The following is a 20,756-nucleotide window of genomic DNA, read 5'->3' on the forward strand; positions in this document are numbered from 1 at the left end:
GGTGACCTTATGACACGTGAATTTAAATTTGAAACCCTGCAGCTTCATGCCGGACAGACAGTAGACCCGACAACCAAGTCGCGGGCTCTGCCTATTTACCAGACAACTTCCTATGTGTTTGACGATACTCAGGAGGGAGAAGATCTTTTTGCCCTACGCAAGCCGGGCAATATCTACACTCGGATTACCAATCCGACTCTGTCTGCTTTTGAAGAGCGGATTGCGGCTTTGGAGGGTGGAGTTGGAGCTCTAGCGACAGCTTCTGGTATGGCAGCCCTTACCTATACTGTTCTAGCCTTGGCGCATGCTGGCGACCATGTAGTAGCAGCCTCTACCATCTACGGTGGCACCTTTAATCTGCTCAAGGAAACCCTGCCTCGCTATGGCATTAGCACGACTTTTGTGGATATTGAAAATCTGGCTGAAGTAGAAGCGGCTATTCAGGACAATACCAAGCTGGTTCTGATTGAAAGCTTGGGTAATCCACTGATTAATATTCCTGACTTTGATGCTTTGGCAGAGCTGGTTCATGCTCATAAAATTCCGCTGATTTCCGACAATACCTTTGCAACACCTTATCTGATCAATGTTTTTTCTCATGGAGTGGACATCGTAGTACATTCTGCGACCAAGTTTATCGGCGGTCATGGAACCAGCATCGGTGGTGTGATTGTGGACAGCGGTCGTTTCGACTGGGGAGCTTCTGGCAAGTTTCCGCAGTTTGTTGATCCGGACCCGAGCTATCATGATATCAGTTATACGCGCGATGTCGGAGCGGCAGCCTTTGTTACCGCTGTCCGGACCCAGCTCTTGCGTGATACGGGCGCAGCTATGTCTCCCTTCAATGCCTTTCTCTTCCTACAGGGACTGGAAACTCTCTCTTTGCGTGTAGAGCGCCATGTGTCCAATGCTGAGAAGATTGTGGAATTCTTAGCAGTGCATCCTAAGGTCGAGCAGGTCAATTATCCCAAGCTTGCTGAGAGTCCATATCATGCTTTGGCAGAAAAATATTTCCCTAAAGGCGTGGGCTCTATCTTCACATTTAATGTCAAAGGCGGAGAGAAAGAAGCTCGTAAGGTTATTGACAACCTAGAGATTTTCTCTGACTTGGCCAATGTAGCAGATGCTAAGTCGCTGGTCGTCCATCCAGCTACAACAACTCACGGTCAGATGTCGTCAGAGGCTCAGCTGGCAGCAGGCATTACACCAAATCAAATCCGTCTCTCTATCGGTCTGGAAAATGTGGAAGACTTGATAGAGGATTTGAGAATCGCCTTGGAATCTATCTAATTTTCAGGGCCTCTAGACAGAGCAAATAAGATTAAAACTAGGTTTTCGCCTAGTTTTTTGTTATAATGAGAGATATTAAAAAATAGCAGGTAATCAAAATGACAATTTCAGTGATTGTTCCGTGCTTCAATGAAGAAGAGTCTATTCCTCTGTTTCATGAAGCCATGGAAGCGGTGAAATATCAAATCCGTGACCAGTTCGAATATATTTTTGTCAATGACGGATCGACAGACCAAACCTTGGCTGTTTTGCGAGAGCTTAGCAGTCGCTGTCCAAATGTACACTATCTGTCCTTTTCTCGTAATTTCGGAAAAGAAGCAGCCCTATATGCTGGTTTGCAAGAGGCGAGTGGGGAATTTGTGACGGTTATGGATGTGGACTTGCAGGATCCGCCCGAGCTCCTGATTGAGATGAAGGCTTTGCTGGACTCGAATCCTGAGCTGGACTGTGTAGGAACCCGTCGCACTACTCGAGAGGGCGAGCCGCCAATCCGAAGCTTTTTTGCCAATTTGTTTTATAAGCTGATTAACAAAATTAGTCAGGTAGAGATGGTAGATGGTGCGCGTGACTTCCGACTGATGCGCCGCCAGATGGTAGAAGCTATTCTGGAAGTTTCAGAGTACAATCGCTTCTCCAAGGGAATTTTTGCCTGGGTGGGCTTCAATACCGAGTACTTGGAATACAAAAATGTCGAACGAGTGGCTGGCAAGACCTCTTGGAATTTCTGGTCTCTATTTAATTATTCTTTAGAAGGCATCGTCAATTTCTCTGATGCGCCGCTCAACATCGCCTTTTTAGGAGGTATCCTGTCTTGGATTTTAGCCTTTATCCTGATGGCAGTGATTATTATTCGCACCTTGGTTTTTGGTGACCCGACATCGGGTTGGCCGTCCCTTATGACTGTCATTCTCCTTATCGGAGGCTTCCAGCTGCTGACCATCGGTATACTGGGTAAATACATTGGCAAAATCTTCATGGAAACTAAGAATCGCCCAATCTATGTGATTAAAGAGAAGAGTAAGTAATATAGCAGATTTTTTCTGCTTTTTTTGTTATAATAAACTCATTGAATGTTTATGATGTGAAAGGAAAGACAAATGATTTTAATTACAGGTGCGAATGGACAGCTGGGTACAGAGCTTCGCTATCTTTTGGATGAGCGCAATGAGGAGTATGTGGCTGTTGATGTGGCAGAAATGGATATTACCAATGCCCAAATGGTGGACAAGGTCTTTGCGGAAGTCAAGCCAAGCTTGGTCTATCACTGCGCAGCTTATACTGCAGTTGATGCGGCTGAGGACGAAGGAAAAGAGCTGGACTATGCCATCAATGTGACCGGGACCGAAAATGTTGCAAAAGCAGCAGAAGCACACGGAGCGACCTTGGTCTACATCTCAACAGACTATGTCTTTGACGGACAAAAGCCTGTCGGTGAGGAGTGGGAAGTAGATGATCGGCCGGATCCGCAGACTGAGTATGGTCGTACCAAGCGTATGGGCGAGGAGCTGGTTGAGAAATATTCTAGCCGTTTCTACATTATCCGTACTGCCTGGGTCTTTGGTAACTACGGTAAAAACTTTGTCTTTACCATGCAAAATCTTGCTAAGACACACAAAACTCTGACTGTAGTTAATGACCAGCATGGCCGTCCGACTTGGACTCGTACGCTGGCTGAGTTTATGACTCATCTAGCTGAAAACCAAAAGGAATTTGGTTATTACCATCTGTCTAATGATGCGGCTGAGGACACCACTTGGTATGACTTTGCAGTGGAAATTCTCAAAGATACAGATGTGGAAGTCCAGCCTGTTGATTCCAGCAAATTCCCGGCTAAGGCTAAGCGACCTTTCAACTCAACTATGAGCCTGACCAAGGCCAAGGCTACAGGCTTTATCATTCCGACTTGGCAGGATGCCTTAAAAGAGTTTTACAAGCAAGAGAAGAAACAGTGATTTTCTTTGAAGTTAATAACAGCGACAGAACTTAGTCTCAGACTAGGTTCTGTTTTTTTCTTCTAGCTAGTTGGGGAAGTGGTTTCAGGTGCGTGCTCTGGTGGAGAAAGAGCTGGCTTGAAGATGCGGGTGGGAAATGATAATGAGAAGAATTTTCCACAGATGTTATCCCCTTAAAATAAAGATGTTTCAATTTGATGAAATTCTGTGGATAACCTTTATTATTTCATTCAACTGTGTTACAATGTTACTATAAATAAAATAGAAGAGGTGTGTGAATATGTCACGTAAACCATTTATTGCTGGTAACTGGAAAATGAACAAAAATCCTGAAGAAGCAAAGGCTTTTGTTGAAGCGGTTGCTGCTAAGCTACCTTCTTCAGATTTGGTAGAAGCTGGTATCGCTGCTCCAGCACTTGATTTGACGACTGTTTTGGCAGCAGCTAAAGGAAGCAATCTTAAGGTTGCAGCGCAAAACGCTTACTTTGAAGATGCAGGTGCCTTCACTGGTGAAAACAGCCCTAAAGTTCTTGCAGAAGTTGGAGTTGACTACATTGTTATCGGTCACTCAGAACGCCGCGATTATTTCCATGAAACAGACCAAGACATCAATAAAAAAGCGCACGCTATCTTCCGTAATGGTTTGGTGCCAATCATCTGCTGTGGTGAGTCGCTTGAAACTTACGAAGCTGGTAAAGCTGTAGATTTCGTTGGTGCTCAAGTATCAGCTGCTTTGAAAGACTTGACAGCTGAGCAAGTTGCATCATTGGTTATCGCTTATGAGCCAATCTGGGCTATCGGTACTGGTAAGTCAGCAACTCAAGACGACGCTCAAAAGATGTGTAAAGCAGTTCGTGACGTTGTAGCAGCTGACTTTGGTCAAGAAGTAGCGGACAAGGTTCGCGTTCAGTACGGCGGTTCTGTAAAACCTGAAAATGTTGCGTCTTACATGGCTTGTCCAGATGTTGACGGTGCTCTTGTTGGTGGTGCATCACTTGAAGCTGAAAGCTTCTTGGCATTGCTTGATTTTGTAAAATAAAAAATGTTGAAAAAAGACTTGTCCTCCCAAAGGTGACAAGTTTTTTAAAAGTTGGAGAGAAAAGTTGAAATCGAAAGAATTAGTTTATTTAGCGAGTACGGCTATTTTGTTGGCAGCGACTGCCAATGTTGCAAAAGCCGAGGAACATACTATCGCTGAGTCAGAAGTTTTAAAAACAGAAAGGTCTGTTAGTTCCCAGAATCAGACAGTGAATGCGGCCGCATCACAAACGTCTAATCAGCCGACTGTAGCAGTATCATCTGCAGAACAGTCAGTTCAAGCTGTTAAGCAAGAGGAGGAAGCAACGAACGCTACAGGAACAGCTGTTGAGTCTGGAGGAGCAGCTCAATCAGTTCCTGTAGAAACTCAGGTGGCCCCTGCTAAGCCAGAAGGGCAAAGTCAGCCAGATGCAAATGCTTCTAATCAGAACGAAACTGCAGCTGATCAGTCAGCAAAAGCAAGCTCTTCTGTTGCAGATTCTGCCACTGCTTCAGAACCCAAGGCCAGTCCTGCAGTAGCATCAGCACCAAAAGCTAGTAATGCTGGAAAAACTGTATTTTATAATGCGGGGTCAAAGGCTCAGGCAGCCCGCGAGAATTCCCAAGCGGAGATTAAAGGTACTTCCTTTGTAGATGTCAGCAGCCACAATGGCCATATCAGCGTAGACGACTATCGTAAATTAGCCCAGCAAGGGGTTGGCGGTGTCGTTGTCAAACTGACTGAAGGAACCCATTACACAAATCCATTTGCTGAGTCTCAAGTGAGAAATGCACAGGGAGCTGGTTTACAAGTATCTACCTATGCCTTCTCACACTATACCAGTGATGAAGAAGCGAGAGCCGAAGCTCGTTATTACGCTGCCTTTGCTAATAGACTAGGCCTGCCTAAAAACACAGTCATGGTCAATGATATGGAAGATCCCAAAATGCAAAATGGGATTAACCAGCATACCCAGGCTTGGGCGGATGAGATGCGCAGACTGGGTTATTCTAACCTGATGTATTATACCAGTGCCAGCTGGCTGGATCAAAATAATCTTCGTAGCAAGGGACCGGTTAATACATCGCAATTTGGCTATAGCAACTTCTGGGTGGCCCAGTATCCGTCTTCTAATTTAAATCTTGATGGAGCTAAATCTCTCAAATACAACAGTGGCGCTGGAGCATGGCAGTTTACAGCTCAGGCTCAGCTTTTAGCTGGCAAACATGTATTTGACCATAGCGTTGACTATTCCAGAAGATTTACCCAGCAGTCTGCTCTTGCTAAGCAGCCTTTAAAGGGTAATATCAGTATTCAGAATAAGAATAATGTCAACGGCAGCTTTGATGTTGTGATTTCAAACGTTTCTGCTCCTTATGGAGTGTCTGTTGTTAGTGTTCCGGTTTGGTCTGAAGCTAATGGTCAAGACGATATTATCTGGTACACAGCGACTCAGCAGGCCAATGGTACTTATAAAGTTTCTGTTGATTCTAGCAGACATAAGGATTCAGTTGGCAAGTACAATGTCCATCTCTACTATGTCCGCAACGACGGCCAATTAGTCGGTGTCGGCGGTACTACGACTAATGTATCTGTCATCAAGCCACAGGGCAAAATCAGCATTCAGAATCGCAACAGCGAAACTGGTGATTTCGATATTGTTGTTTCAGGTATTTCATCTCCAGGAGGTCTTAAGACTGTCTCTCTGCCAACTTGGTCAGAAGCTAATGGTCAAGATGATATCAAATGGTATACTGCTGAACGTCAGGCTGACGGCACTTATCGTAAGCGAGTACGCATAAGCGACCACAATAATGTGCAGGGCGAGTACAACGTCCATCTCTATTATGTCCAAAATGACGGCCGCTTGGTTGGTGTAAGCGGCACTAAAACGACCGTTTCTCTTGGAAAACCTAAAGGCACCATCAGTATTCAAAATCGAAATAAAGAAACCGGCGATTTTGATATTGTGGTTTCAGGTATTTCATCTCCGGGCGGTCTGAAGGAAGTTTCCCTGCCAACTTGGTCTGAGGCTAACGGCCAAGATGATATCAAGTGGTACAACGCTGAGCGTCAAGCTGATGGCACCTATCGTAAGCGTGTCCGTCTGAGCGATCACAAAAATGTTGAGGGTGAGTACAATGTGCATCTCTACTATGTGCAAAATGATGGCAGCTTGGTAGGTGTAAATGGCACTAAAACGACTATTTCTATAGAAAAACCAAAAGTTCAAGGTAAAATCAGTATTCAGAATCGCAACAGCGAAACTGGCGATTTTGATATTGTGGTTTCAGATATCGTATCGCCAGGCGGTCTCAAGAATGTTTCCCTACCAACTTGGTCAGAGGCCAATGGCCAAGATGATATCAAGTGGTACAATGCAGAACGTCAGGCTGACGGTACTTATCGGAAACGAGTTCGACTGAGCGATCATAACAATGTCCAAGGCGAATATAATGTGCATCTCTACTATGTGCAGAATGATGGTAAGTTAGTGGGAGCAGGCGGTATCAAGACCAACGTTTCTATCAGCAAGCCGCAGGGCAAAATCAGCATCCAGAATCGCAACAGCGAAACCGGCGATTTTGATATTGTAGTTTCAGGTATCGTATCTCCAGGCGGTCTTAAGAATGTTTCCTTGCCAACCTGGTCAGAGGCCAACGGTCAAGATGATATCAAGTGGTACAACGCAGAACGTCAGCCGGATGGTACCTATCGTAAGCGCGTCCGTGTGAGTGATCACAAAAATGTTGAGGGCGAGTACAATATTCATCTCTACTATGTGCAAAATGATGGCAATCTGGTTGGTGCTGGTGGCATAAAAACTAATGTTTCTCTAGGTAAGCCAAAGGGCAACATCAGTATTCAAAATAAGAATAATGTCAACGGCAGTTTTGATGTTGTGATTTCAAACGTTTCTGCCCCTTATGAAGTGTCTGCTGTCAGTGTTCCGGTTTGGTCTGAAGCTAACGGTCAAGACGATATTATCTGGTATACAGCTACTCAGCAGGCTAATGGTACCTATAAAGTTACTGTTGAATCTAGTAAACATAAAGACTCAGTTGGTAAGTATCATATCCATCTTTACTATGTCCGTAACGACGGGCAGTTAGTCGGTGTTGGCGGTACTACAACCAATGTGTCAGCAGTTAAACCACAGGGCAAAATCAGTATCCAAAATCGTAACAGCGAAAATGGCGATTTTGATATTGTGGTTTCAGATATTGTATCGCCAGGCGGTCTCAAGACTGTTTCCCTGCCAACCTGGTCAGAGGCCAACGGTCAGGATGATATCAAATGGTACAACGCTGAGCGTCAGCCGGATGGTACCTATCGTAAGCGAGTTCGTGCGAGCGACCATAACAACGTTCAGGGCGAATATAATGTCCATCTCTACTATGTGCAAAATGATGGCAGGTTGGTAGGAGCAGGCGGCATCAAGACCAACGTTTCTATCAGTAAGCCGCAGGGTAAAATCAGTATTCAAAATAAAAATAATGATACTGGAGAGTTTGACATTGTAGTATCAGGCATTGTGGCACCAGAAGGTCTCAAGACAGTTTACCTGCCGACTTGGTCAGAAGCGAATGGTCAAGATGATATCCAATGGTACACAGCGGATCGTCAGGCTGATGGCACTTATCGTAAGCATGTATATGCGCGTGACCATAAGAATAATGCAGGCGAATACAATGTTCACTTGTATTACTTAAATAATCAAAATCAGCTGCAAGGAGCTGGCGGAGAAAAGACCTCTATCTCTGTAAACCGCCCTCAGGCAGCTAGTCAGCGAGACCGTGTTCTTGCGGCGGCAGCTGCTATGGTAGGTGTCAGGGGAGGCAGTGCTGAGCATCAGCGCTTGGTCAACGATTATAATAGTGTCAGACCGCTGCCAGTTGGTTATGCTGTGAAAAACACAGATGACTGGTGCGACATTTTCACGACGGTTATTTTCCAAAGAGAGGGCTTGAGTGATCTTATCGGCCGTGAGTGTGGTGTAGAGCGCCATATTCATATTTTCCAAAGACTAGGTATCTGGAATGAAGATGGTAATTCGACTCCTAGCGCAGGCGATATCATCACCTTTAACTGGGACAAAGATACCCAGCAAAACGATGGCTGGGCTGATCATATCGGTATTGTCGAAAAAGTTGAAAATGGCATCATTCACACGATTGAAGGCAACAGCAATAACGTAGTTAAACGCAATACTTACCGCATCGGTCATGGAAATATCCGTGGTTTTGCGACACCGCGTTATAGATAAACATACAAAAAAAACCAAGGGAAACCTTGGTTTTTTAACGTCTTAGAATTTTCTTTATGAGCTGAAGCAGCTTAAACTTGAGAGGGTTAGGGTAGTAGCGGAAAGTTCCCATTTTTCGAACGATGAAGCCGTTGAAGTTCTGTTTGAAGCGCAGAACACCGTCAGAACCGTCGAAAATTCCCATGATGCCGAGGAAATTATAAAATGGAATGCCTCTCTTGATGCTTTCAGTCATAACGTATTCCTGCAGCAGGGCAGGGGCGTAGAATTTGTTAAACTCAGGATAGGAGCCGCTGAAGAGATAGGTTGCTTCCTGGGGGGTGTAGATAAAGAGGCTGGCAGCCAGAATTTGGTCTTGGTCGCCATACTTGTCAATCAGCTCTTGGGCTTCAGCTTTGCGGGTTTCAAAGCTGTCAAACTGGCTGGAAAGCTCTCGTAGCTGATTTTGTTTCTTTTCAGATTGAGGATTCTTTTCCAAGTCCGCCTGCAGTTTCTGGATTTTTTGGCCCAGTTTCTCTTGATCCTTTTGTAAGTTCTGAAGATAGTCCTTGAAGTTGAGACTAGCAGTCATAAAGTCCGCCTGCTGACCAAAGCTATCATAAAAATCTTGATAGTAGTCTAGTGGCTTGTCATCATATTCCCGCCGGTCAGAAGTGGCAGCTGTGATGTCTTTAAAAATGCTGAGTTGGTCACGTTCCAGCCTTTTTAGCTTAATACCAAAGGTGTTAGCTTTTTTGACGGTCGCCTTGCCGTTTTTACTGAAGGATTTGAGCAAGTCTTTCTCTGTCAGACCGGCTAAGTCTTTGACATAATGCCAATCAGGCTCCCCGCCTGGATAGCCTGTCTGTAGGCCGTCAAAGGCAAAGCCTAAGTCAGTCAGTTGCTGGATAAGCTCGACTTTTTCATCAGGTGTGGGCTGGCCATTGCTGTCAAAGGTCTGATAAGTCTCGTAGGGCTTGATGATGAGCTCTAGAGCGCCTTCTTTTTTAGCGTAAGCCTGCAAAGCTTGGTAGAAAGGAGTCAGGTATTGAGCATCAGTAGAGACAGGGCCGCAGTTGATTTCCATATGGAGGCCGCCAGTCATAGGCATACTGTAGAGGACAGCTGACACTACGACCTGTCCCTGCGGGTCGGTGTAGCCGACATACTGGGTACTGAAGTCCCTCTTGCTCAGCAGCTCTGCCATTTCCACGGTCTGCATAAAAGAGCGTTGGGAGCTAGCTGAGGTATGCTGGATGAATTCTTCTTGGTTGAGAAGTTTAAAGGTCATAGGCTTCCTTTCTTTTAATGCTTGCTGCGCAGTTTCTTTCTGAGAGTGTAGGCCAGATTGGAGAGGTGGTAAAGAGGATTGGTTGGTAGGTTGAACTCACCAGCAAATTCCTCAATGGTCGGATTGAACTTGGATTTAAAACTGTAGAGACCGCCCTTTAGGTCGTTTTCGATTCCGCCCATATTTTGCCAATCTGCTCCGCGCTCAAAAGCATGTTTGGCCGTTTCATACCAAGTGATAATGGCTGGCTGGTAACGACGGTATTCCTCGTCCATTCCGGCATAGATATTTTCAGAGGTCTTGCCGTATTCCAAGACCAGTGTGCCAGAAAGGGGAACGACAGTAGCACCTTGGCTGATTTTGCCCTGCAGAAAGTCAATCTCTTCTTGGAGTCGTTTCTGTTCTTGCTGGTTATTCTCAATCTTGCCAGGCTTGGTTTTCTCGGTAAATTTCTCTGCTTCCTTGAGTGTCTTAGTCAGCTGAGCCTGCAAGTCTTCCAATCGTGCCTTTAGATCAATAGTGGACAAGGTGACATAGGAGTGCTCAGGATAAGTATCCAAGAGTTTTTGGTAATAGTCTTTGCCGCGTAGGTGGATGTTTTTTCTGTTTTCTGTCTTTTTCATCAAGGCTGAAAAGTCATCCAGTAATTCTGCTCCGCCAAATTGGATTTGGATGCCTTTGTTACGGGCTGTGCGAATAGCCTGCCGAGTACTCTTAGAAAGCAGATCCTCGCTGAAATCTTCTTTATGGATATTGGCCTGCAAGCGAGGCTGGATGGTTTCGTCCAGAGACTCAGTCCGTCCGACCCAGACAGCTCCAGCTTGCTGCAGATCTTGAATCAGCTCAACAGTCTCTGTATTGTCTTGCAATTCAGCACCCATCTTGCTTTCTGCCAGAAAGAGGCTAGGGTCAAACTTGATAAAGAGCGCTTTTTTCTCCTTGGCAAATTTCTTGAGCGACGCCAAAACAAAGTTCAGCAGCTCCTTGTCACCATAGTCCATTATGGGACCGCGCGGAATATAAAGCATGGTCATCCCCAAGGGCAGTGGTTTAATCAGGACACTGGCTGCAGCAACCAAGTGGTCGTCTTTATAGAAGCCCAAGCGCTCATTGGCCCAGTTATCCTTAATCTGAGCCCAGGCTGAGCTCTGCAGAAGATTGGCCTGCGGATGAGCCGTGACAAAATCGTCGTGTTCCCGAGCTGAAATTCCAATTTTGTAACTAAACATTATTTTAAAACCCACTCTCTAATAGCGTGTGCTACGCCGGATTCGTCGTTTGATTTGGTGATATATTTGGCGATTTTCTTGAGTTCTTCCTTGCCATTTTCCATGACAACAGGAGAGCCAACGGCTTCCAGCATGGCGCGGTCGTTTTCTTCATCACCGATAGCCATAGTCTGCTCCTTGCTTAAGCCAAGCTTTTCAGCCAGATGAAGGATAGCAGCCCCTTTATTGACAATCTTTTTGACAATTTCCAGATAGAAAGGAGCTGATTTAACCAGTGTATACTTTTCGGCTAATTCCGGTGGCAGCTTAGCAATGGCCGCATCCAGAATTTCTGGTTCATCAATATACATGCACTTGACGATTTCTTTATTGGCCATTTCTTCAGGTGTGCGGTAGAAGATTGGCATGCTGACGAGATTGGACTCGTAAACAGTGTACTTGCCGATGTTGCGATTGGCTGTATAAATGCCGTCCTTGGTGATGGCATGCATGTGAACACCTAATTTTCGCCCGAGCAGTTCGATATCCAGATAGTCGTCATAGGTCAGTGTTTCTTTGATTAATTCTTGACCTGTAACAGTATCCTGCACCAGTCCGCCGTTGAAAGTAACGACATAGTTGTCTGGCTGATTAAGCTCTAGCTCCTCGAGGAGTTTTTTTACGCCTGCAATAGGACGGCCAGTTGCAATGACAATTTTTACACCAGCAGCCTTGGCATCCTGAACAGCGCTGAAGACTTCAGGAGTGATTTCTTTTTGGTTGTTTAAGAGGGTACCGTCAATGTCAACGGCAACTAATTTGATAGACATTTTATTCTCCGTAGGTAAATTGGTCGTTTTTGATATAGTGCATAAAGGTCTGGTTTTTTTCGCTGAAAAGTCCGGTCTCAGCCAGCATTTCCTTAGGGAAGTAAAAGCGATTATCACCCTGTCTGGTCCCGGCTAGCGAATGAACGATAGGAGACAGGCTGGACAGTTCTGCTAAGCTACCATCTTTTTGCAGAATTTCTATCTGAGTCCGGGGTTTTTCAACGTCAGGCCGGTAGAAATCGTAAGGTAAATCAAAATTACGATGGATAGCAGTATAGTAATCAGGGTCAAAACCAACCTGTCCAACTAGGTCTCGCATGATATCCAAATGCGCTTCGTTTTCCTGAGAGAAGACGATAGACTTAAAGACCTTGCGGTTGATAAAACGCTGAGCCAAGTCAGATAAAATCTTGTCTGGACTAGCCATCCAAACTTGGAAATAGGTATTCATAACACCATCATCCAATGCCAGATAATCCTGCAGTGTCACTCTGTTTTCAAAGAATGGAATGAGATTGGGCGATGACAGCGCAAAATAATCTTTCTGAGCCGGATAGAGAAACTTGGCCCGCTTGAGCAGATTTTGCAGTAAGACCTCCATAGCTCGGCTGGCCGGGTGGAAATAAACCTGCATGTACATCTGGTAGCGGCTGACTACATAGTCTTCTACCGCATGCATGCCATTGCGCTTGAAGGCTATGCCGTTTTCTACTGGACAAATCACTCGTAAAATTCTAGTTAAGTCAAATTGCCCATAGGAAGCGCCAGTAAAGAAGGAATCGCGTAAGAGATAATCCATACGGTCCACATCAATCTGGCTGGAAATCAGCTGGACCACCTGCTTATTGGGATAGGTATGGTTGATGACACTAGCCACCTTTTCTGGGAAATCTGGCGAAACCTGCACCAGTACCTGATGAATCTCTGTTTCAGGGCTGGTGATGATTTGCCGCGTAATGTCCTCGTGATTGGTATCAAATAGGCGCTCGAAAGTGTGTGAATAAGCTCCGTGTCCCAAGTCATGCAGGAGAGCGGCTGTCATGGTCAGTAGGCTTTCATGGCTGTCCCAGTTGGATTGGTATTTTTCATTGAAAATCTTGGTGATGCGCCGAGCAATCTCATAAGCTCCCAGACAATGCGAAAAACGGCTGTGCTCCCCGCCGTGGAAAGTATAGCCGGAAGTACCCAGCTGTTTGATGCGGCGCAGCCGTTGAAATTCTTTGGTATTGATTAAATCATAGATAACCTGATGGTCCACATGAACATAATTATGAACCGGATCCCGAAATACTTTTTCAATCATGCTACCATTATACCATAAATCATAGTAGGAAAAAAATTAAAGCTATAACTGAAAGAAGAGCAATTTTGTCCTTTTTTTGATAAAATAGGGAAAGAAAAACAGAAATGAGATGAAGATGCAAATCAGAATAAAAAATCAAATCCAGCTGGACGGGCATACCGAGCTCATCGATCAGGTCTACGATACGGACTGGACGCAAAAAGGAGACTATCATTATCTGCTATATAAGAATGAAGAAGGAGAGAAAGTAGTTCTGAAGTTTCATGATAAAGAGTTGCTTATGACCCGCTTTTCTGAGCCTAAGTCCATCATGCGCTTCATCAGTCAAGGGCAGGCGCTGGTTGGCATCCATACACCTGCGGGCTTGCAGCAGTTTGTGACCGATACTCCTTTCTACAAGGTTGATTTTACCAAGCAAATTCTGCAACTTCATTATCAGCTGAAAACTTTTGATGGAGAGCAGATTTTTGCCAGCTATGAAATGGAGATTAGCTGGGGTTAATTGCTATTCTCCAAGAAAACTCTTGAAAATCATGATGTTTCCCCTTGCAAAAGCTTGAAAATTTGGTATAATAGTTTCTAACTCAAGGGAGTAGCTAACGGAATAACCGTTACAAGGTCGTCAATACGAAAGAAATTTCCGGCCTTGTATGAAATAGCGAGACTTGTTAATAAACAGGTCTCTTTTTTGTTTCTGACTTTTGGATATGGCTGGTGCGACTTGAGATGATGAGTCCTAGTGGTCAGAAAATTTCAGAAATAAAAGAGGCCAAGAGGAGGAATACATTGTCAAAAGAACAAAAGCGCCAAGCTTTTTACACCCAGAGTCCTGAGGAAATTTTCAAAACTTTGGACGCTTCAGAGCAAGGTTTGTCCAGTCAAGAAGCAGCCAAGCGTTTAGCTGATTATGGCCGCAATGAACTGGATGAAGGGGAGAAAAAATCTCTCTTAATGAAGTTTTTGGAGCAGTTCAAGGATTTGATGATTATCATCTTGTTGGTAGCAGCAGTCTTGTCTGTTGTCACATCAGGTGGTGAAGACATCGCAGATGCTTTGATCATCTTAGCGGTCGTAATCATCAATGCCATCTTCGGTGTCTATCAGGAAGGCAAGGCTGAAGAAGCAATTGCAGCTCTCAAGTCTATGTCTAGCCCAGCTGCGCGTGTCCTGCGTGATGGCCATGTCACAGAAGTAGATTCTAAGGAGTTGGTGCCTGGTGATATCGTTAGACTGGAAGCCGGCGATGTTGTCCCAGCGGATATGCGGCTTTTGGAAGCTAATTCACTGAAAATCGAAGAAGCGGCTCTGACAGGTGAGTCTGTGCCGGTTGAGAAAGATTTGACTGTTGAGGTAGCTGCAGATGCTGGTATTGGCGACCGGGTCAATATGGCCTTCCAAAACTCAAATGTGACCTATGGTCGAGGGGTTGGATTGGTTGTCAATACAGGGATGTATACGGAAGTCGGTCACATCGCAGGTATGTTGCAGGATGCGGATGAAACGGACACACCGCTCAAGCAAAATCTTAATAGCCTGTCTAAGGTTCTGACCTATGCTATCTTGGTGATTGCTGCAGTGACCTTTGTAGTCGGTGTCTTCATTCAAGGGAAAAATCCACTGGATGAGCTGATGACCTCTGTAGCCTTGGCAGTTGCGGCTATCCCTGAAGGTCTGCCAGCTATCGTTACCATTGTGCTGGCTTTGGGAACTCAGGTTCTGGCTAAGCGGAATTCGATTGTCCGTAAGCTTCCAGCTGTTGAGACTTTGGGTTCAACTGAGATTATTGCTTCAGATAAGACTGGTACCCTGACCATGAATAAGATGACGGTCGAAAAAGTCTTTTATGACGGGGTCCTGAATGAAGCTGGACAAGATATTGAACTTGGACTGGAGCTGCCGCTCTTACGTTCGGTTGTCTTAGCCAATGATACTAAGATCGACCAGGAAGGGAAGCTGATTGGTGACCCAACGGAAACAGCCTTTATCCAGTATGCTTTGGACAAGGGCTATGATGTGAAGGCCTTTTTAGAGAAATATCCTCGTGTAGCTGAGTTGCCCTTTGATTCAGATCGTAAGCTCATGTCTACTGTCCATCCATTGCCAGATGGGAAATTCTTAGTGGCAGTCAAGGGTGCACCAGATCAACTCTTGAAACGTTGTGTTGCCCGTGATAAGGCTGGAGATGTTGCAGCGATTGATGATGCTACTTCACAGCTGATTAAGTCGAACAACTCAGAGATGGCTCACCAAGCTCTGCGCGTGCTGGCTGGTGCCTACAAGATTATCGATGCTGTTCCGACTGACTTGACATCTGAAAATCTAGAAAATGACTTAATCTTTACTGGTTTAATCGGTATGATTGACCCAGAACGTGCAGAAGCAGCAGAAGCTGTTCGCGTCGCTAAAGAAGCTGGTATTCGTCCGATTATGATTACTGGTGACCATCAGGATACAGCTGAAGCTATCGCTAAGCGTTTGGGTATCATCGAAGAAGGAGATACTGAAGACCATGTCCTGACTGGTGCAGAGCTCAATGAGCTTTCTGATGCAGAATTCGAAAAGGTTGTTGGCCAATACTCTGTCTATGCACGGGTTTCTCCTGAGCATAAGGTACGGATTGTCAAAGCTTGGCAAAACCAAGGTAAGGTCGTAGCCATGACAGGTGATGGTGTCAATGACGCACCAGCTCTGAAGACAGCTGATATCGGTATCGGTATGGGAATTACCGGTACAGAAGTATCTAAGGGTGCCTCTGACATGATTCTGGCAGATGATAACTTTGCGACCATCATTGTAGCCGTGGAAGAAGGACGTAAGGTCTTCTCTAATATTCAAAAGACTATCCAGTATCTCCTTTCAGCTAATACAGCTGAGGTACTGACTATTTTCTTGGCAACCCTCTTTGGCTGGGATGTGTTGCAGCCAGTTCATCTGCTTTGGATTAACCTAGTAACGGATACCTTCCCAGCAATTGCTTTGGGAGTTGAGCCTGCTGAGCCAGGTGTCATGAGTCATAAGCCTCGTGGCCGTAAGTCTAGCTTCTTCTCAGGTGGAGTGATGAGCTCTATCATCTATCAGGGTGTCTTGCAAGGGGCTTTGGTTCTGGCGGTTTATGGTTATGCTATCTCTAATCCCGTCCATGCCGGTGATATCAAGGCTATCCATGCGGACGCTTTGACAATGGCCTTTGCAACGCTTGGCCTCATCCAGCTCTTCCATGCTTATAATGTGAAATCTGTTTACCAATCTATCTTTACAGTTGGACCATTCAAGTCTAAGACCTTTAACTGGTCTATCCTGGTTTCTTTCATTCTATTGATTTCGACTATTGTAATTGATCCACTGGAAAAGATTTTCCATGTGACCAAGCTGGACTTGTCACAATGGACAGTTGTTCTGATTGGTAGCTTTGCCATGATTGTTATTGTTGAGATTGTTAAGTTCATCCAACGTAAATTAGGTATGGATAAGAATGCTATTTAACAGCAAAAAGTCATCTGCGGATGGCTTTTTTTATAGCAACCAAGATTTCATTGCTTTTTCCAATTTTCGTTCCTGTTTATTAGAAGTTTATGTGGAGTTGGACAGCAAAAAACAGCTCTCAGATGAGCTGAGAACTGCTATTCAACATTTCCGTTACTGAACTTCAATCACCGTTAAAGCATCTCGCAGTTCAGCTGCCAGGTGTTTTTTCTTATAGTCTCGAAATTCGGCTAAATCTTTAACAGCGTTATAACGCTTGTGCAGGCGGTACATCTGGGGAATCTTATACTGGGGAAAATCATTAAAAAAGTTCCGAGTCAGTTCCCATTCACGAATGTAGCCCAGAGGACGCATATGGTAGCGGACACCTTCGATGACACGGCTTTGGTGTCGGTGATGAAGATGGCCGAAAACAACCTCTTTCACCTTGTATTTGACAAAGAGCCGATGAAAAGCTTGGCTTCCTAGGAAGGCGTTGAAGCGATGGAAATAGGGGTGGTCATAAAGGAAATCTTGATGTGGTACAAAATGCAGAGCAACGATAATGGGGCCATCTAAGGTAGCCAGCAGTTTTTCTAACTTTTGCAGTGTCTGAGCTGTAATGCTAGGATCGTCGAGTTGACGCTCCAATCTGCGGTCAAACCAGAAATTAATCTTGGTTCTCAAATGCTCTTCCTTGCTTTTTTCTGGAACAAAGCTGTAGTCATACCAGCCAGAAAAGCTGACGAGCTTGGTCCGGCCGAACTGCTGGACCTGAAAATCATAGTTTGAAATTTCTCGCTCAGAAAGTCCCAGCATATCGTGATTTCCCAAATTATAAGAAAGGGGAATCTCTTGCTTCAAAGTTTCAATAAAGGGCAAACTAATCTTGGTCAGGTCGTTGGACAGGTCCCCAGCAATGTGTAGGTGGTCAATCCCTTCCTCTTTTAAAAGCTGGAGAAGAGCTTGGTGCTCAAAATCCCCAAACTGATTGGAGTCCAGATGGAGGTCGCTCATAAATCCGATTCTTGTCATGGTTTTAGTCTAGCATATTTTTCAAAACTTGGAAATGCTTAAGCACCCATGGAGAGTCTCCCTTTTATCTGAATACCTCATAAATTATCGTAACCTTGTATTTCGTTTATTCATAGACGAAGTCTAGGAAGTCTTGAAATAATTCTTCCAAACCCATGTCATTATATTACTTTTCTAACAATTAGGTGACAAGGAGTCGCTTGCCTTGCCTAGCTAGGGAAAATCCGATAAAATGTAAGCTGCTGAATGTGAGATTAGGCAAACTGTTTAATTTATGTTATAATTAAACGATATGTGAAAAGAGGTATTTATGGACATTTCAGAAATTCGTCAAAAGATTGACGCAAATCGTGAAAAATTAGCTTCTTTCAGGGGGTCTCTTTGACTTAGAAGGTCTGGAAGAAGAAATTGCCATCTTAGAAAATAAGATGACAGAACCCGACTTTTGGGATGACAACATTGCAGCCCAGAAGACATCTCAAGAGCTGAATGAACTCAAGCAAACCTATGAAAATTTCCATCAGATGACTGAGCTTTTTGATGAATCGGAAATCTTGCTTGATTTTCTGGCCGAGGATGAGTCAGTTCAGGGTGAGTTGGAAGAAAAGCTGGCTGAACTCGAGAAAATGATGGCCAGCTATGAAATGACCCTGCTCCTATCTGAGCCTTATGATAATAATAATGCTATCCTTGAAATTCACCCGGGATCTGGTGGTACAGAGGCCCAGGATTGGGGAGATATGCTGCTGCGTATGTATACACGCTTTGGCAATGCCAAGGGCTTCAAAGTAGAGGTCTTGGACTATCAAGCTGGTGATGAAGCAGGCATCAAGTCAGTGACTCTTTCATTTGAAGGGCCGCACGCTTATGGTCTGCTTAAGTCAGAAATGGGAGTCCACCGTTTAGTTCGGATTTCGCCATTTGACTCAGCCAAGCGTCGCCATACTTCTTTTACCTCAGTAGAGGTCATGCCAGAGCTGGATGACACCATTGAGGTGGAAATTCGCGATGACGATATTAAGATGGACACTTTCCGCTCGGGAGGAGCCGGCGGGCAGAACGTCAATAAAGTTTCGACTGGTGTGCGACTGACGCATATTCCTACAGGAATCGTGGTGCAGTCTACCGTTGACCGGACCCAGTATGGAAATCGTGATCGGGCGATGAAGATGCTGCAGGCTAAGCTTTATCAGCTAGAGCAAGAGAAACAAGCAGCCGAAGTCGATTCACTCAAGGGAGATAAGAAGGAAATTTCCTGGGGCAGCCAAATCCGCTCCTATGTCTTTACACCTTATACCATGGTCAAAGACCATCGAACTAGTTACGAAGTAGCTCAGGTGGACAAGGTGATGGATGGAGATTTGGATGGTTTCATCGACGCTTATTTGAAATGGCGTTTGAACTAGGAAATGCAAGAGATTAGAATTAGATTGAAAGGAAATTTCAATAGATGTCAATAATTGAAATGAAAGATGTTGTCAAGAAGTATGGCAACGGGACCACTGCCCTGCGTAGTGTGTCTATTAACGTAGAACCTGGGGAGTTTGCCTATATTGTAGGCCCTTCAGGAGCAGGAAAGTCAACCTTTATTCGTTTGCTTTACCGGGAGATAAAGCTGGATAAGGGAAGTCTGAAAGTAGCTGATTTTGACTTAGCTAAGATTAAGAAGCGTGATGTTCCAATGCTGCGCCGTCAGGTTGGAGTCGTCTTTCAAGACTATAAACTTCTTCCTAAAAAGACAGTGTATGAGAATATTGCTTATGCCATGGAAGTTATCGGTGAGCGCCGCCGTAATATTAAAAAGCGGGTTATGGAAGTGCTGGATCTGGTTGGTCTTAAGCATAAGGTCCGCTCATTCCCTAATGAGCTTTCCGGTGGTGAGCAGCAACGGATTGCTATTGCGCGTGCTATTGCTAACAACCCTAAAGTCCTGATTGCGGATGAGCCGACAGGAAACTTGGACCCAGATAATTCTTGGGAGATTATGAACCTGCTGGAGCGGATTAACCTTCAGGGAACAACTGTCCTGATGGCAACCCACAACAGCCAGATTGTAAATACTCTGCGTCACCGCGTTATTGCTATTGAAAATGGCCGTGTGGTACGTGATGAAGCGGAAGGAGAATACGGATACGATGATTAGAAGATTTTTTCGTCATTTGATTGAGTCGCTTAAGAGTCTTACGCGGAATGGTTGGATGACTGTAGCGGCTGTCAGCTCGGTTATGATTACCTTGAGCTTAGTGGCTGTTTTTGCTTCAGTAATTTTAAATACAGCCAAGTTGGCAAATGATATTTCCAATAATGTCCGCGTCATGGTATACATGCGTAAGGATGTTTTCGATAATAGCGAAACGATTGTAAAAGAAGGTCAAACAGTTCAGAATGAAGACTACCACAAGGTTTATGATGCTCTGACTTCTATGAAAAATGTAGAGAAGGTTACTTTTTCTAGCAAGCAAGAGCAGTATAATAAGCTAACAGAGACCATGGGTAGTGAGTGGGATGTTTTTGATGAAGAAAATAATCCTCTTTACGATGCTTATATTGTTGAGACCAAGGCACCTAAGTATGTAGAATCTGTTACAAAAGATGCTCGTAAGATTGATGGTGTATCAGAGGTTCAAAATGGGGGTACCAATACCAAAAATCTCTTTGCGTTTTCTAATTTCATCCAAACATGGGGATTGATTGGGACAGCGCTTCTGATTTTCATTGCTATCCTTCTCATTTCCAATACTATTCGGATTACCATTATTTCACGCAGTCGCGAGATTCAAATCATGCGCTTGGTTGGTGCTAAGAATAGCTATATCCGCGGACCATTCCTGTTTGAAGGAGCATGGATTGGCTTGTTAGGAGCAACAGTTCCGTCACTTGTAGTGTATTTGACATATGGTATAGCCTACCAGACTATGAATAAGAGCTTGGTAGGTCAAGGACTTTCTATGATTGATCCAAAACTCTTTAGTCCGATTATGATAGCAGCACTCTTTGTGTTGGGAATTCTTATCGGATCATTGGGGTCTATCATCTCTATGAGACGCTTCTTGAAGATTTAACAAATCATAAAAAAACAGAGTTTGAAATTCTTCAAACTCTGTTTTTGTTATAGTTAATT

Annotated in this window: 15 protein-coding genes; 10 read left to right on the forward strand and 5 right to left on the reverse strand. The window is 44.5% G+C overall.

The annotated features are described in order from the left end of the window. The first annotated feature begins 9 nt into the window (after positions 1 to 9). The 5 genes from K4I03_RS08740 to K4I03_RS08760 all read left to right on the forward strand — a co-directional run bounded on the left by K4I03_RS08740 (position 10) and on the right by K4I03_RS08760 (position 8,527). A complete protein-coding gene (locus K4I03_RS08740) occupies positions 10 to 1,290 on the forward strand; it encodes an O-acetylhomoserine aminocarboxypropyltransferase/cysteine synthase family protein (RefSeq protein WP_227964737.1) in 1,281 nt (426 codons plus the stop codon). Between the two features lie 98 nt (positions 1,291 to 1,388). Continuing rightward, positions 1,389 to 2,315: a glycosyltransferase family 2 protein gene (locus tag K4I03_RS08745; protein WP_227964739.1), complete on the forward strand. Its 927-nt coding sequence runs from the start codon at positions 1,389 to 1,391 to the stop codon at positions 2,313 to 2,315. 72 nt (positions 2,316 to 2,387) lie between these two features. Next, positions 2,388 to 3,242, forward strand: a complete 855-nt coding sequence (rfbD, locus tag K4I03_RS08750; RefSeq protein ID WP_061602709.1) for a dTDP-4-dehydrorhamnose reductase — start codon at positions 2,388 to 2,390, stop codon at positions 3,240 to 3,242. Between the two features lie 280 nt (positions 3,243 to 3,522). Further along, positions 3,523 to 4,281 (forward strand): triose-phosphate isomerase, encoded by a 759-nt coding sequence (tpiA, locus tag K4I03_RS08755; RefSeq protein ID WP_002900651.1) that lies wholly within the window; start codon positions 3,523 to 3,525, stop codon positions 4,279 to 4,281. Positions 4,282 to 4,345: 64 nt separating this feature from the next. Next, positions 4,346 to 8,527, forward strand: coding sequence for a GBS Bsp-like repeat-containing protein (locus K4I03_RS08760; protein WP_227964742.1), 4,182 nt, complete (start codon positions 4,346 to 4,348; stop codon positions 8,525 to 8,527). Between the two features lie 34 nt (positions 8,528 to 8,561). On the opposite strand, the gene K4I03_RS08765 is transcribed toward K4I03_RS08760, so the two are convergent. From K4I03_RS08765 to K4I03_RS08780, 4 genes are read right to left on the reverse strand one after another with little or no spacing between them, the layout of a single operon-like run. Next, the gene (locus K4I03_RS08765) at positions 8,562 to 9,797 is read right to left on the reverse strand and encodes an aminoacyltransferase (protein WP_227964745.1); all 1,236 of its coding nucleotides are present in this window, start codon (positions 9,795 to 9,797) and stop codon (positions 8,562 to 8,564) included. Positions 9,798 to 9,811: 14 nt separating this feature from the next. After that, entirely contained in the window at positions 9,812 to 11,026 is a 1,215-nt protein-coding gene (locus K4I03_RS08770; RefSeq protein ID WP_227964747.1) for an aminoacyltransferase, read from the reverse strand. After that, positions 11,026 to 11,835, reverse strand: a complete 810-nt coding sequence (gene yidA, locus K4I03_RS08775; protein WP_227964749.1) for a sugar-phosphatase — start codon at positions 11,833 to 11,835, stop codon at positions 11,026 to 11,028. The genes K4I03_RS08770 and yidA overlap by 1 nt, the downstream gene beginning before the upstream one ends. Before the next feature lies 1 nt (position 11,836). Further along, positions 11,837 to 13,138, reverse strand: a complete 1,302-nt coding sequence (locus K4I03_RS08780) for an HD domain-containing protein (protein WP_227964751.1) — start codon at positions 13,136 to 13,138, stop codon at positions 11,837 to 11,839. 115 nt (positions 13,139 to 13,253) lie between these two features. Here K4I03_RS08780 and K4I03_RS08785 point away from each other — a divergent pair, with 115 nt between their 5' ends. Then, positions 13,254 to 13,640, forward strand: a complete 387-nt coding sequence (locus K4I03_RS08785; RefSeq protein ID WP_227964752.1) for a YwiB family protein — start codon at positions 13,254 to 13,256, stop codon at positions 13,638 to 13,640. Positions 13,641 to 13,924: 284 nt separating this feature from the next. Then, the gene (locus K4I03_RS08790) at positions 13,925 to 16,621 is read left to right on the forward strand and encodes a cation-translocating P-type ATPase (RefSeq protein WP_227964753.1); all 2,697 of its coding nucleotides are present in this window, start codon (positions 13,925 to 13,927) and stop codon (positions 16,619 to 16,621) included. Positions 16,622 to 16,774: 153 nt separating this feature from the next. Here K4I03_RS08790 and K4I03_RS08795 read toward each other — a convergent pair whose 3' ends face one another. Beyond that, complete coding sequence (locus tag K4I03_RS08795) at positions 16,775 to 17,635, reverse strand: metallophosphoesterase (protein ID WP_227964762.1); 861 nt, start codon at positions 17,633 to 17,635, stop codon at positions 16,775 to 16,777. Positions 17,636 to 17,945: 310 nt separating this feature from the next. Here K4I03_RS08795 and prfB point away from each other — a divergent pair. The 3 genes from prfB (at position 17,946) to ftsX (ending at position 20,697) form a co-directional block, all read left to right on the forward strand. Then, positions 17,946 to 19,041 (forward strand): peptide chain release factor 2 gene (prfB, locus tag K4I03_RS08800; protein ID WP_227964765.1). Its coding sequence is split into 2 segments (ribosomal slippage): positions 17,946 to 18,017 and positions 18,019 to 19,041, totalling 1,095 coding nucleotides; the frame shifts between segments, so codons are not numbered across the junction. A gap of 44 nt (positions 19,042 to 19,085) precedes the next feature. After that, entirely contained in the window at positions 19,086 to 19,778 is a 693-nt protein-coding gene (gene ftsE, locus K4I03_RS08805; protein WP_002895890.1) for a cell division ATP-binding protein FtsE, read from the forward strand. Next, positions 19,771 to 20,697 (forward strand): permease-like cell division protein FtsX, encoded by a 927-nt coding sequence (gene ftsX / locus K4I03_RS08810; protein ID WP_002895888.1) that lies wholly within the window; start codon positions 19,771 to 19,773, stop codon positions 20,695 to 20,697. The genes ftsE and ftsX overlap by 8 nt, the downstream gene beginning before the upstream one ends. Positions 20,698 to 20,756 lie beyond the last annotated feature (59 nt).

Origin of the sequence: Streptococcus sanguinis (genome assembly GCF_020729725.1) — a bacterium.
In the GTDB taxonomy this organism is placed as follows: domain Bacteria; phylum Bacillota; class Bacilli; order Lactobacillales; family Streptococcaceae; genus Streptococcus; species Streptococcus sanguinis_V.

Coding starts and splice junctions, on each gene's coding strand:
- K4I03_RS08745 (WP_227964739.1), top strand. CDS start 1,389: ATGACAATTTCAGTGATTGTTCCGTGCTTCAATGAAGAAGAGTCTATT.
- ftsE (WP_002895890.1), top strand. CDS start 19,086: ATGTCAATAATTGAAATGAAAGATGTTGTCAAGAAGTATGGCAACGGG.
- ftsX (WP_002895888.1), top strand. CDS start 19,771: ATGATTAGAAGATTTTTTCGTCATTTGATTGAGTCGCTTAAGAGTCTT.
- K4I03_RS08785 (WP_227964752.1), top strand. CDS start 13,254: ATGCAAATCAGAATAAAAAATCAAATCCAGCTGGACGGGCATACCGAG.
- K4I03_RS08740 (WP_227964737.1), top strand. CDS start 10: ATGACACGTGAATTTAAATTTGAAACCCTGCAGCTTCATGCCGGACAG.
- K4I03_RS08780 (WP_227964751.1), bottom strand. CDS start 13,138: ATGATTGAAAAAGTATTTCGGGATCCGGTTCATAATTATGTTCATGTG.
- rfbD (WP_061602709.1), top strand. CDS start 2,388: ATGATTTTAATTACAGGTGCGAATGGACAGCTGGGTACAGAGCTTCGC.
- K4I03_RS08765 (WP_227964745.1), bottom strand. CDS start 9,797: ATGACCTTTAAACTTCTCAACCAAGAAGAATTCATCCAGCATACCTCA.
- yidA (WP_227964749.1), bottom strand. CDS start 11,835: ATGTCTATCAAATTAGTTGCCGTTGACATTGACGGTACCCTCTTAAAC.
- tpiA (WP_002900651.1), top strand. CDS start 3,523: ATGTCACGTAAACCATTTATTGCTGGTAACTGGAAAATGAACAAAAAT.
- K4I03_RS08770 (WP_227964747.1), bottom strand. CDS start 11,026: ATGTTTAGTTACAAAATTGGAATTTCAGCTCGGGAACACGACGATTTT.
- K4I03_RS08795 (WP_227964762.1), bottom strand. CDS start 17,635: ATGACAAGAATCGGATTTATGAGCGACCTCCATCTGGACTCCAATCAG.